General features: G+C 32.0%; 11 protein-coding genes. 7 read left to right on the plus strand and 4 right to left on the minus strand.

The genetic code is table 11. The features are described 5' to 3' along the window. Positions 1-246 precede the first annotated feature (246 nt). The 6 genes from purB (at position 247) to ACQYZ7_RS16210 (ending at position 6130) form a co-directional block, all read left to right on the plus strand. Positions 247-1590 (plus strand): adenylosuccinate lyase, encoded by a 1344-nt coding sequence (gene purB / locus ACQYZ7_RS16185; RefSeq protein WP_430730751.1) that lies wholly within the window; start codon positions 247-249, stop codon positions 1588-1590. A gap of 3 nt (positions 1591-1593) precedes the next feature. Continuing rightward, positions 1594-2181 (plus strand): adenylate kinase family protein, encoded by a 588-nt coding sequence (locus ACQYZ7_RS16190; protein WP_430730752.1) that lies wholly within the window; start codon positions 1594-1596, stop codon positions 2179-2181. Positions 2182-2218: 37 nt separating this feature from the next. Next, positions 2219-2608, plus strand: coding sequence for a hypothetical protein (locus ACQYZ7_RS16195; protein ID WP_430730753.1), 390 nt, complete (start codon positions 2219-2221; stop codon positions 2606-2608). Positions 2609-2611: 3 nt separating this feature from the next. Next, on the plus strand, positions 2612-3391 hold the full coding sequence (locus ACQYZ7_RS16200) for a TerC family protein (protein ID WP_430730754.1): 780 nt from the start codon (positions 2612-2614) through the stop codon (positions 3389-3391). A gap of 78 nt (positions 3392-3469) precedes the next feature. Beyond that, entirely contained in the window at positions 3470-3793 is a 324-nt protein-coding gene (locus ACQYZ7_RS16205) for a hypothetical protein (protein ID WP_430730755.1), read from the plus strand. Positions 3794-3844: 51 nt separating this feature from the next. Further along, positions 3845-6130 (plus strand): TonB-dependent receptor, encoded by a 2286-nt coding sequence (locus tag ACQYZ7_RS16210; RefSeq protein WP_430730756.1) that lies wholly within the window; start codon positions 3845-3847, stop codon positions 6128-6130. Between the two features lie 62 nt (positions 6131-6192). Here the strand turns inward: ACQYZ7_RS16210 and ACQYZ7_RS16215 are convergent, their stop codons facing one another. Together ACQYZ7_RS16215 and msrA are read right to left on the minus strand one after the other, a co-directional pair. Further along, the gene (locus ACQYZ7_RS16215; protein ID WP_430730757.1) at positions 6193-6663 is read right to left on the minus strand and encodes a hypothetical protein; all 471 of its coding nucleotides are present in this window, start codon (positions 6661-6663) and stop codon (positions 6193-6195) included. Positions 6664-6843: 180 nt separating this feature from the next. Beyond that, positions 6844-7500, minus strand: a complete 657-nt coding sequence (msrA, locus tag ACQYZ7_RS16220; RefSeq protein ID WP_430730758.1) for a peptide-methionine (S)-S-oxide reductase MsrA — start codon at positions 7498-7500, stop codon at positions 6844-6846. 144 nt (positions 7501-7644) lie between these two features. Between msrA and dnaX the strand changes: the two genes are divergently transcribed. Beyond that, positions 7645-9345, plus strand: a complete 1701-nt coding sequence (gene dnaX / locus ACQYZ7_RS16225) for a DNA polymerase III subunit gamma/tau (protein ID WP_430730759.1) — start codon at positions 7645-7647, stop codon at positions 9343-9345. Here dnaX and ACQYZ7_RS16230 read toward each other — a convergent pair. Both ACQYZ7_RS16230 and pbpC read right to left on the minus strand, forming a co-directional pair. Continuing rightward, a complete protein-coding gene (locus ACQYZ7_RS16230; RefSeq protein ID WP_430730760.1) occupies positions 9334-11157 on the minus strand; it encodes a cation:proton antiporter in 1824 nt (607 codons plus the stop codon). The genes dnaX and ACQYZ7_RS16230 overlap by 12 nt on opposite strands. Before the next feature lie 58 nt (positions 11158-11215). Next, positions 11216-13567, minus strand: a complete 2352-nt coding sequence (gene pbpC, locus ACQYZ7_RS16235; RefSeq protein ID WP_430730761.1) for a penicillin-binding protein 1C — start codon at positions 13565-13567, stop codon at positions 11216-11218. Between the last annotated feature and the right edge of the window lie 73 nt (positions 13568-13640).

The following is a 13640-nucleotide window of genomic DNA, read 5'->3' on the forward strand; positions in this document are numbered from 1 at the left end:
CGGCACGGGTCGCTGATACTACGGCATGCTCCGTTAACACCACGGCATGGGTCGCTGATATTACGGCACGCTCCGTTAACACCACGGCACGCTCCGTTGACACCACGGCATGGGTCGCTGATATCAAGGCATACTTATTTGTACCTAAATGAGATTGCTTTTATTAAGTACTAAAATTCCTGTAGTTTATCTCTAAAAAAAGGGAAGTATTTTCTATTTTTGTGCCTTTCAACACAACAACAAAACATGAACTTAACAGAATTAAACGCCATCTCTCCTATTGATGGTAGATACCGTAACAAAGTAGCAAGCTTAGCGAACTATTTTTCAGAAGAAGCTTTAATAAAATATCGTGTAAAGGTAGAAATTGAATATTTCATTGCTTTATGTGAAATTCCATTACCTCAGTTAGCCGATTTCAACAAAGATTTATACGATGATTTACGTAAAATTTATGAAGACTTTTCTGCTGAAGATGCGCTAAAAATCAAAGAAATTGAAAGCGTTACCAATCACGATGTAAAAGCTGTTGAGTACTTTATTAAAGAAAAGTTTGACGCTTTAAGCTTACAGAAATATAAAGAATTTATCCACTTCGGATTAACGTCTCAAGATATTAACAACACTGCTATTCCATTATCTATTAAAGATGCTATGGAAGAAGTATACTACCCTACTTTAGATACCTTAGTTTGCAAATTAGCTGATTTATCAGAAGAATGGGAAAATGTACCAATGTTAGCAAGAACTCACGGGCAACCAGCCTCTCCTACTCGTTTAGGAAAAGAGTTTTTTGTATTTGTAGAGCGTATTAACAATCAAGTTATTCACATACAACATACACCGCATGCAGCTAAATTTGGTGGTGCTACAGGTAATTACAATGCCCACAAAGTAGCGTATCCAGATATCGACTGGAAAAACTTCGGTACTCATTTCGTTGAAGAAGTGTTAGGTTTACACCACTCCTTCCCTACTACGCAAATTGAGCACTACGATCACATGGCGGCTTTATACGACGGATTAAAGCGTGTAAACACGATTTTAATTGATTTAGATCGTGATGTATGGACATACGTTTCTAACGATTATTTCAAGCAAAAAATTAAAAAAGGGGAAGTTGGTTCATCTGCAATGCCACACAAAGTAAATCCTATTGATTTTGAAAACTCTGAAGGAAACTTAGGTATTGCAAATGCTATTTTCGAACATTTATCTGCTAAGTTACCGCTTTCAAGATTACAACGTGATTTAACTGATAGTACAGTACTTCGTAACGTTGGTGTTCCTTTTGGACATACTTTAATTGGTTTTGCTTCTACTTTAAAAGGATTAAACAAGTTATTATTAAATGAAGCTAAGTTCGCAGAAGACTTAGAAAATAACTGGGCGGTAGTTGCCGAGGCAATTCAAACAATTTTGCGTCGTGAAGCGTATCCTAATCCATACGAAGCGTTAAAAGGATTAACACGTACCAACGAGAAAATCAACAAAGATTCTATCGCTAATTTTATTGATACGTTAGAAGTTTCTGAAGCGATTAAAAATGAATTAAAACAAATTACACCATCTAATTACACAGGTATATAACCTATGAATATTATAATCTTTGGGCCTCCTTTAGCTGGTAAAGGAACCCAATCTAAAAAAATAATAAATGATTTTAACTTAACACATCTTTCTACCGGAGATGTGTTAAGAAAAGAAAAAGCTAAAAAAAGTGTTTTAGGCTTAGAAGCTGAAGAATACAGTAGTAAAGGTCTACTTGCTCCAGACGATTTAGTTATGGAAATAGTAGAGAAATTTTATACCGATCAAAATGATAAAAACAATTTTCTTTTTGATGGCTATCCTAGAAACATTAAACAAGCAAAGCATTTAATCAACTTTCTAGAAAAAGATCAGAATGCTATAGATTTAATTATCCATTTAAAAGTTCCTAAAGATGTTTTGTTAGAAAGAGCTAAAATAAGGGCAATTGAAGAAAACAGAAAAGATGATGCAGATCAAAACACAGTTTTAACTAGGATTGATGAATTTGTTAATCTTACTACACAGGCTATTAATTTCATCAAAGAACAGGGAGTAACAACTATTGAGGTAGATGGAAATCAATCTGTAGAAGAAATTTACGAAATAATTTATCAAAAACTAAATAATCTAGAAAGTGAAAAAAGCTAACTTTTTATTTCTATCTAAAGTCTTTTTCTTTTTTTGCATGTTAATTATAACATCTTGTAATACTGAGAAAAAAGGAGATCCTACACGTTTTGTTCACGGAACATTTGAAATTCCTGCTGGTGATAACTACGGAAAAACAACTATTGTAAGAAAAGATAGCTTACAAATAGAAGAGTATACTAAAAAAGTAAGTATTTCTACTGACAGCTTAGTTACTGAAAAAGAAATAAAGCATATAGATACACTCTACATCAAATGGAAAAATAATTTCGCGTATATCCTGCGAATGAAAAGTCCAAAAACCGATTTAGATAAAGACCCTATATTTGTTCAAATAACTAAAGTAACTGACAGCTCTTATAGTTTTACCGCAAAAATTGGCTATTCTAACTTTAAACAAAAAGGAACTGTATATAAAGTAAAATAAACTATGGAAATTTTCTTACAACCTGATACGTGGGGTGCATTAGTAACCTTAACGTTTTTAGAAATTGTATTAGGTATTGATAACATCATTTTTATTTCAATAGCTGCAAATAAGCTACCTGAAAATCAACAAAAAAAAGCCACCAATATTGGACTCTTTTTAGCCATGGTACTTCGTATTGTGCTACTATTTGGTATCTCATTGCTTATTGCTATGAACTCTCCTTTTTTTAACATCGATTTATCTTGGTTAAAAGCCGGAGTTACTGGACAAGCATTAATTTTATTTGCCGGTGGAATATTCCTACTATATAAAAGTACTAAAGAAATTCACCATAAAGTTGAAGGGTATGCTGAAGATGAAAATGATGGTAAGCCTAAAAAAGGATACACATTAACGCAAGCTATTATACAAATTACGTTAATTAACATTGTTTTCTCTTTTGACTCTATTTTAACGGCCGTAGGAATGACCAATGGTATTGAAGGTGCAATGCTTATTATGATTACCTCAGTTGTATTATCTATGGTTATTATGATGTTATTTGCAAATCCAGTAGGAAAATTTGTAAGCAAACACCCAACCATTCAAATGTTAGGATTATCTTTCTTAATCTTAATTGGATTCATGCTTATTGCAGAAGGGGCACATTTATCGCATGCTACTCTTTTTGGAGAAGAAATAGGGAGCATCCCTAAAGCCTATTTATATTTTGCTATTACCTTTTCTTTAGTAGTAGAAATGTTAAATATGAAAATGCGAGGCAACTCAAAAAAGCATTAAGAAAATATTAAGACTATAAAAAAATAAAACCTAATAGTAAATTTCTATTAGGTTTTATTTTTTATACTTTTGTGCTAAGTGATTAAGCTCAAAAAACATATTGCACTACTAAGTATATTAATTCTACTATTACCAACAGTAGTTTTAACAATACACTTATTCGAAAATCATGAGCATACTGTTTGTACATCTACTAGTGAGCATCACTTTCATGCGCAAGAACTTGATTGTTCTTTAGCTCACTATCAATTTAACACATTTACATATCGTACTGCTGAAAATTTTGCAGTTATTCCGCAACACTTTTATAAATTAGATTATGAGACTCAACCTCAGTTAATCTCTTATGTGTATGCTGATAAAAAATCTTCAAGAGCACCCCCATATTTTACTGTATCATAATATTGTTATAAAAACTAACAAAACACATCGTTAACAGTAAAATTCATTTTAATGAAGAAAATAATAAACTTCCTATTATTCATAGGAGTATCTGCTATATATGCACAAAACAGCTTATCAGGAAAAATCACAGACACTGATAATCAACCACTTTTAGGAGTAGAAGTATACTCAGAACAATTACACAAAGGGACTGTAACCAATGAAAACGGCACCTACAACATACAAAACATTCCTAACGGAAAAGTAATCTTTAACTTTACATTCTTAGGTTTTAAAACTGTTTCAAAAGAGTTTAATTTTAATAATGAAAATGTCTCTTTTAATCTTCACTTAGAAGAATCTATTTTTAAAATTGATGAAGTAACCATCTCCACTCCTTTTAACAAATTACAGTCAGAAAATGTAATGAAAGTTGAACGTATTTCGGCTAGAGCCCTTCAAAAAACAGGAGCTACAACATTAGCTGAAGGAATTACAAACATTGCAGGAGTATCTCAAGTTTCTACAGGAACATCTATTGGAAAACCTGTTATTAGAGGTTTAAGTGGTAACAGAGTTTTAGTGTACACACAAGGTATTCGATTGGAAAACCAACAATTTGGTGGAGAGCATGGTTTAGGTATTAACGATGCTGGTGTTGCTGGTGTTGAAGTTATTAAAGGACCTGCTTCGCTTTTATACGGTTCTGATGCTTTAGGTGGGGTTTTGTACATTCAACCAGAAAAATTTGCCCCAGAGAATACTACTAAACTTAATGTGAATCAGCGTTACTTTAGTAATACTTTAGGTACAAATACTTCGGTTGGTTTAACATCTTCTTTAAAAAACTGGCAATTTTTAGCTAGAGGAACGTACGCACAGCATGCAGATTACAAAACACCTAGTTATAGAGTAACTAACACACGATTTAAAGAAAAAGATTTAAAGTTAGGTGTAGGTTTTCATGAGAAAAACTTTTCTTCTGAGTTACGTTATAACTTCAACAATTCTAAACTAGGATTAACTGAAGGAATTGGAGAGCAAACCAAAGAAACACATTTCGAAACTCCTTATCAAGATATCGACAATCATATTATAAGTTTACACAATCATATTTTCTTTAAAAACTCAAAATTAGATATCGATTTAGGGTATACCATTAATAACCGTAAAGAGTTTGAAGATCATCATGAGCATGAAGAGGAACACGAAGAAGGTGAGGAAGATCATGAGCATGAAGAAGAACATGAACATCATGAAGAAGGTGAAGCTGCTTTAGATATGAAGCTAAAAACGTTTAGTTACAACACTAAATATCACCTTCCTAAATTTGGAAAATTTGAAGTTTTACTAGGTGCTCAAGGTTTACACCAAACCAACACTAACTTTGGTGAAGAATTGTTAATTCCTGACGCTACTGTAAACGATTTTGGTGTATTTACTACAGCAAACTATGAATTGAATGATAATACTTCACTACAAGCTGGTATTCGTTATGATAATAGAGCTATTACCACAGAAAGACATGAAGTAGCACATGAAGATGAAGTACATATTTTTGAAGCTATAGATAAGTCTTTTAATAGTTTTACAGCTTCTTTTGGTGCTAAAACTAAACTTTTTAATACTGTAACAACTCGTTTAAATGTTGCAAGCGGATTTAGAGCTCCTAACCTTGCTGAGTTAACTTCTAATGGGGTACATCACGGTACCAATCGTTTTGAAGTTGGTAATAACAACCTTGTTAATGAGAAAAACTTACAGTTTGACCTTTCTTTAGATTACAACTCTGAACATTTTGAATTATTTGCTAACGGTTTTTACAATAAATTAAACAATTATATTTACTTATCACCAACTGGTGAAATTGAAGATGAAGCTCCTGTTTATACTTACTTGCAAGAAGATGCTAAATTATACGGTGGAGAATTTGGTTTTCACTTACACCCACACCCTTTAGATTGGTTACACCTTGAAAGTAGTTTTGAAACGGTAATTGGTAAACAAGATAACGGAAGTTATTTACCTTTAATCCCTGCTAACACTTTAAAAAATACACTTAGAACAGAGTTTTCGAATGAAAAATGGTTACCAAATGGGTATGCTTCTGTAAGCTTACATTCGTATTTAAAGCAAGATAATGTTAGTGATTTTGAAACTACTACACCAGCTTATAATTTGGTTAATTTTGGTATTGGTGGAGATGTTATTATTAGTAAATATACTTTTACTACATCCTTAGCAATTAACAACCTTTTTGATAAGAAATACATAAATCACTTATCAAGATTAAAGCCTGATAATATTTTTAATCCTGGTAGAAATATTGTTTTAGGAATAAACTTTACCTTATAACATTTCAAAGTATCATACACAAAAGCCTATCAAAAAGATAGGCTTTTATTTTTTAGCATAATTTAGCTCCAACCACTAATATTCATCGTAGAACTGGCATCTACTTTTATCTGATTATTAATAGGCGGATTTTTAGCATAAATTATTAAAGTACTTGCTTTTTCAACAGATCCTGTTATTGTTTTTACTTCTCCAAAATCCACATACATTACTACTGTTCCTGAATTTTTTACATTAATATTACAATTTCCATCTTCTAAAGTAATGCTCATTGCTTGTACATTCGATGCATCGTTACAATTAACATTTAATGATTTAGCTCTTAAAGGACGTCCTAAAGCAATAGTTCCTGATGCATGACTTATCATCGTTAAAGTTTCTTCAAAAGATAAACCATCATTTATTAGATGGATACTTCCACTACTTCTAGCTTCTAAGTTACCTGTTGAATACTTTCCTACCTTAATGTTTTCTACATTGAATAATCCTGAAGAAACAAGTGAGTACGGTTTTAATGCTGTTAATGTGCTCATAATAATTAGTTTTAGGTTAAATATGTAAGTAAAGATGATTTATATTTTACTTACTTTTTTTCAAAAAACCTTAGACGATAAGCAATTGTTTATGAACGACTTAAAAACAATCATCAAAACTCCCCAACAAATATGCTGGGGAGTTTTTTTATATAAACAAACTTTAACTTAATAAAGTTTTTAATGCTTTTCCTTTTTAAGCAATTCCGGAAACTTGCGTTTAAACCGATTTAGTCGAGGAATTGAAACTTTCTGCACATACGGATTCTCTGGGTGCAAACGTTCATAGTTTTGATGATACTCTTCCGCAGGATAAAACTTCTCCATCTTTTTAACCTCCGTAACTATTTTCCCTTGATAAACATCTTTATTTAACCTTTCAATAGTATTTTCTAATATTTGCTTTTCCTCTTCTGTTTTGTAAAAAGCTATTGATCGGTATTGTGAACCATAATCAGGATGTTGCCCGTTTTTGGTTGTTGGATCATGTGAACCAAAAAATACCGTTACTAACATTTGAAAACTAACTTTTTTCGGATTGTAATATACTGCTACAGACTCTGCATGCCCTGTACGACCAGTTCCTATAGTTTTATACGTTGGGTTTTTAGTGTGTCCTCCTGCATATCCTGATACAGCCTCCTCTACTCCATTTACACTTTCAAAAATTGCTTCTACACACCAAAAACAACCACTTGCAAAGTAAGCTACTTTTGTTTCTGAAAGTACTACTTCTGACGTCTCTTTCTGTTTTTCTTCTTCTTTATGTGAGAAACTCAATAAAGTTATCGCTAAAACAATAGCTGTAAATACTGTTACTACCTTAAATATCTTCATATAAATAGTTCTGTTTATATGTTAGTTGGTCGAAGAAAGAATACAAATTTTACAATTGTTTACAACTTTAATATTTCCTTAAGAAATTTGTTTGTATGTTGCCTTTGTGTTTTCTATTTTTGTTTACGTAAACAGTAGATTTTAATGGAACATTTTATAGTATCGGCACGTAAATATCGTCCTCAAAATTTTGAAGATGTGGTAGGGCAACAGGCTATTACCAATACGTTAGAAAATGCTATACAAAACAACCATTTAGCACAAGCTTTATTGTTTACAGGACCTCGTGGAGTTGGTAAAACATCGTGTGCACGTATCTTGGCTAAACGTATTAACCAAGAAGATGCAACTACTGATGATGAAGATTTTGCTTTTAATATTTTTGAATTAGATGCTGCTTCTAACAACTCGGTTGATGATATTCGTAATTTAACTGATCAAGTTCGTATTCCACCTCAAACAGGAAAGTACAAAGTTTATATTATTGATGAGGTTCACATGCTGTCACAAGCTGCTTTTAACGCCTTTTTAAAAACGTTAGAAGAACCGCCAGCTCATGCTATCTTTATCTTAGCAACTACCGAAAAGCATAAAATTATTCCAACGATTCTATCTCGTTGTCAAATTTTTGACTTTAAACGTATTGGTGTTTTAGATGCTAAAGAGTATTTAAAAACCATTTGTGCTAAAGAAAATATTACTGCTGAAGATGATGCTTTACATGTAATTGCACAAAAAGCTGACGGTGCAATGCGTGACGCCCTTTCTATTTTTGATAGAGTTGTAAGTTTCTCAGGAAGCAACTTAACACGAGAAGCAGTTACTCAAAACTTAAATGTGTTAGACTACGATGTGTATTTTAACATTACTGGCTTGTTACTTGGAAATAAAATTCCTGAAGTTTTGATGACTTTTAATGATGTATTAGGAAAAGGGTTTGAGGGACATCATTTCATAAATGGTTTAGCTTCTCACTTTAGAGACTTGTTAGTTGCAAAAGATAAAGCGACTATAGCTTTACTAGAGGTTGGAGACAACACTAAGAAAAAGTACTTAGAACAAGCTTCTAAAGCTAGTATGCAGTTTTTACTCCCTGCTATAGATAAGGCAAACGATTGCGACTTGAAATATAGAGGAAGTAAAAACCAACGATTATTGGTAGAACTTACTTTAATGCAAATTGCCTCTATCACTTTTGATGGAGCAAAAAAAAAATCTAGCAACTACATAATTCCCGCTACTTTTTTTACCGCTTTATCTCCCTCAATTAAAAAAACTGAGGTGAAACCTGCTGTTGCAAAAACTCCTAAAAAAGTTGAAGCTACACCTGTAACAGCTTCAGCAGCAAAAGAAACTCCTGCTAAACCAGTTTTAAAAAATATTAAACGACGTACCTCTGCTTTATCTTTTAAAAGTTTACAGCAAAAGAAAGAAGTAAAAAGTAACATAGATGTAGAAGAAAATTACGACAATCATCCTAGAACTCCTTTTACTCAAGATGAGTTAAAAGATGCTTGGAAAAAATATTATTTTCAACTTCAGAATTTTGGAGAACGAAGTATAGCCGCTATTTTAGCTTCAGATGAACCTAAACTACAAGAGGATTTTACCATTGTTTTTTCATTACCTAATGATTTAATGAAATCTCAACTTGAAAAAGGAAAACCTAAATTACTACGTTTTTTACGTGAGAAACTAAATAATTACGGTATTCAAATTAATGTTATTGTAAATGAAACAGTAGAAAAAAAGTTTGCCTATACTCCTCAAGAGAAATACGACAAACTAAAAGAAAAAAATCCGTTAATTGAAAAGTTAAAGAATACTTTTGGGTTAGATGTTTAAATTCTTTCCAACGTAAACTAACTTCCAATCTTCTATTTTTTTAACGTTTTTCTCAAATTCTGAAATCAATAAAATCTCATTCTTTTGACTCTTAACAAAAATTGGTATTGACTTTTGATCACGATTAATTTCATCAATTTTATTTTTATAGTCATCAATAGAATTTACTACTGTCTCATGAATTTCAGGAAACTCTCTTACAGCTTCCATTAAGTTAATATAATCATCTTCTATAGTAAATAAATGATCTTCATCTTCGTAGTCTTTTGTAATAACTTCTTGTGAGGTTGCTAAACGATAAGCTCCTTGTTCACCAAAAATCGACGAAAAATTTGAGATGACAAATTTATTAATTGAATCACTTCCAGTCATTGCTATTAAATATCCTACATCATTTAATTCAATATTATCTGTTAATTCATCATCGTAAATATTTACTTCAATCGATTCTAACCCTTCTTCCTTAGCCTTTTCTACATTTTCAATATTAGAGTCAATTAATACTACTCTTCGTTTATTATCTTTTAAGTACTTCGCAATCATTCTAGCTAAATCTGATGCTCCAACAATCATAATTGCATTAGAACGCTCTAAAAACACTCCTACTAGCTTAGAAAACAATCTTGCTGTCGTTGCATTTAACAAAACAGTTCCTAACACTACCATGAACACCAAAGGTGTAATATACTCTGCTCCTTCAATTCCTTGCTTTAGTAATTTACTACCAAATAAAGAAGCAATACCTGCGGCAACAATACCTCTTGGACCTACCCAACTAATAAAGAGTTTTTCATTTGTTTTTAAGTTAGATTTCGATGTACTTAAAAATACTGCTAGTGGGCGTATTACAAACACTATTAAAGCAAATAAAAGCAGTGTTTTCCATTCATACAATAGTGTTAATTCTTTATAATCAATATTTGCTGATAATAAAATAAACAGAATTGAAATTAATAAGACACTTAATGATTCTTTAAAGTATAATATTTCTTTTAAATTCTTTAGTTTACTGTTTCCTAACACCATCCCCATTACTACAACGGCTAGTAGTCCTGATTCATGAGCAAATAACTCTGACTCTACAAACACTAATAAAACAGTGGATAAAGAAACTACATTTAATAAATAGTGTGGCACCCATTTTTTGTTGATTACAAATATTAAAGCATGAGCAAAGGTGAAGCCAAAGGTCGTTCCAAAAAGGATTATTTTTAAGAATTCTAACAAGGCGGTTCCTGTAAAACCTGCTCCTCCTCCTACACTTATAAATTCAAAAACAAGTACAGCTACTAAAGCTCCAATGGGGTCTATTAAAATTCCCTCCCATTTTAAAACTGCTGAGACGTCTTTTTTAAGTGGTATATTTCTAAGAATTGGTGTTATTACCGTAGGTCCTGTAACGATTATTAATCCTGAAAATAAAAACGATAATTCCCAACTTAAACCAAACACATAATGAGCGATTATAGCTCCTCCAAAAAAGGTAATTGCCGATCCTAGGGTTATTAATTTTGTAATAACAGGTCCTATATTTTTTATTTCACCACGTCGTAAGGTTAATCCTCCTTCAAAAAGAATAATACTAATAGATAATGACACGAAATAATACAGTCCATCGCCAGGAAACAATCCTTTTTCTCCATTCCAAACAGGTTCTATCCATTTACTACCATCAACATTAAAAAATTCTGCTGCAATAGGTCCTACAAGCAATCCTATTAAGATTAAAGGTAAAATTGCTGGAATTTTAAATCTCCAAGCTACCCATTGTGCTAAAATTCCAAGTATAATTATCCCTGCTAGTTCTAACATATTTTATATTTAAAAAAACTAAAAATACAGCTTTTAATTAAACCGTATTTATATTTATTTAATTTTTTATTTCAATAACTCTCTTCAACTCATTACCAAAATCATCTATAACCGTTATTGTATGAGTTCCGCTTTTTGGCATAACTGCTTGCTCATGATATTGTTCTGTTATTCCGATGAATTGTTTGTTTAAATACCAATACACTTTTGCCTCTGCATTAGCGTGTGTTAGCTTTAAAATTATAGGATTTAGCTTATTGTTTTCTCCTCTTGTTAAAGATATTTTCGAGGTATATTTGGCAGGAAAAACAAAATCCATTGTATTACTTTCCAACTGATTACAATCTGGTCTAAACTTAGGTAACGATCTGTAATCTGCATTGTTTTGCTGATAATAATACGCCATTAGTGGAGGTAACACAAACCATGATTTTGTTACCATGTTTGAAATTGACTCACAATTAGAATTAACTCTAAACTTTTCTAACCTATCCACTGTTATTTCTTGATGATACGGACACGACTTGGCTTTCATTCCACTTTTTTGAACTCTTTTTGTTACAGATGGACAGATAGATTTGGCTAAGAACCCGCTTTTTTCACAAATAGCTGCTTCTACTAAATCTTCATAGGGTTCTAAAAACCAATTAGATTTTGGTAACACATCAAAAACATTAAATAGTAAAGGAGCTGCACTACCAACTCCTGTTAAATCAGGACGTCCTTCTCCATCAGAATTCCCTATCCATACTCCCACTACATATTTAGGCGTAACTCCAACTGCCCAAGCATCTTTATTTCCAAAACTTGTCCCTGTTTTCCACGCTATTTTTTGAGATGAATCGTAATACTTCCAAGCTTGATCTGTATAAGGTCTATTTACCTCTATTAAAGTGTTTAGTGTTAAAAATGTAGCTCCAGCATCTAAAGTTGTATAATCCTCCTGAATCTCACCAAAATCTGTAATTCCATCAGACAAAAAGCTTGGTTCTATAAATTCTTTTTGATAATAATTGTGTTTTAATTCTTCATAGTGATTTACAATACCTGCATATCCTGCAAAAGTTTTACATAAATCCCACAAACTGGCTTCAGCTCCTCCTAAAATTAATGAAAGTCCGTAATAATCCGCAGATTTATTAATATCATTAATGTGATATGCTTTGATATCTTCTCTAAATTTTTCCAATCCATATCGTTGTAACATACGCACTGAAGGAATATTTAATGAACGTGTTAACGCTTCGTTCGCAGGAACTGCTCCATCAAAAGTTAAATTAAAATTTTTCGGAGAATACCCTGCAATTTCTGTTGGTACATCTGCTACTAATTGATTGGGTAATAAATCTCCTGACTGTAGCATTTGTGCATATAAAAAAGGCTTTAAAGTACTTCCTGTGCTTCTTGGAGCATTAATATTATTCACATCTTTTTGATGCGCTTTATCGGTTGGAGAGTTCCCTATATAAGACAATACTTTTCTTGTTTTAATATCTAATACCAAGACCGCCATATTGTAGACTTCATTTTGTTTTTGACGAAAATAATGTTGTTTTACTAAGTTATTTACTTGCCTTTGTAAATGAATATCAATAGAGCTTTTTACGCGTTGTCCTCTATACTGTTTTGTTACTTCTTGCACAAAATGTGGTGCTACCGTAGGTAATGGATATGGTTTTTGTGGTAATTCTTCTTCAATCGCTAAATCATAGGTTATTTGATCTATAATCCCTTCCTCATGTAATTTTTGTAATAATCTATTTCTTTTAATTTTTAATCTTTGTTGATTTTTCCCTGGATAAATTAACGATGGAGCATTTGGCAACACCGCTAATGTAGCCGTTTCTGCCCACGATAATTGATGTGGTTTTAATCCAAAATAACGCCACGAAGCCATTTCTAACCCAACAACATTTCCTCCATAAGGTGCATGAGAAGCATACAGATTTAAAATTTCTTTTTTAGAATGACGGAGCTCTAATCGTGTGGCTAATATTAACTCTTGCAGTTTTTCAAAATAGGAACGTTTTTTATTTTTTCTTGATAAACGAATTACTTGCTGCGTTAATGTGCTACCACCTCGGACTACTTTTTTTGCTTTGATATTTTCTACCATCGCTTTTCCTATTGAAATAGGATTGAATCCAAAGTGCTTGTAGAAATAAGCGTCTTCAAATTCTAAAATACAATATTCAAATTTTTTAGGAACAGAATCTAACTCAGGAAATCTCCATTGACCATCACTGGCAATTACAGCTCCTAACAATTCATTATTTTTTGCTGTTACGACTGTTGATGTTGGATTATCGAATAGGTTTTTAGGCAGACAGAAATAATAAGCTACCATAAAAACACTTATAATGATAACTTTAATTTTATGCTGTTTTAAAAAGATAAAAACAATTTTCATAGACAACTTATATATCTCAAAAGTATAAAGTTTATAGCAAACATTTAGTCGATAAGTCTGTTATATTTGCAAC

The organism is Tenacibaculum sp. SDUM215027 (assembly GCF_050566205.1).
Lineage (GTDB): Bacteria > Bacteroidota > Bacteroidia > Flavobacteriales > Flavobacteriaceae > Polaribacter.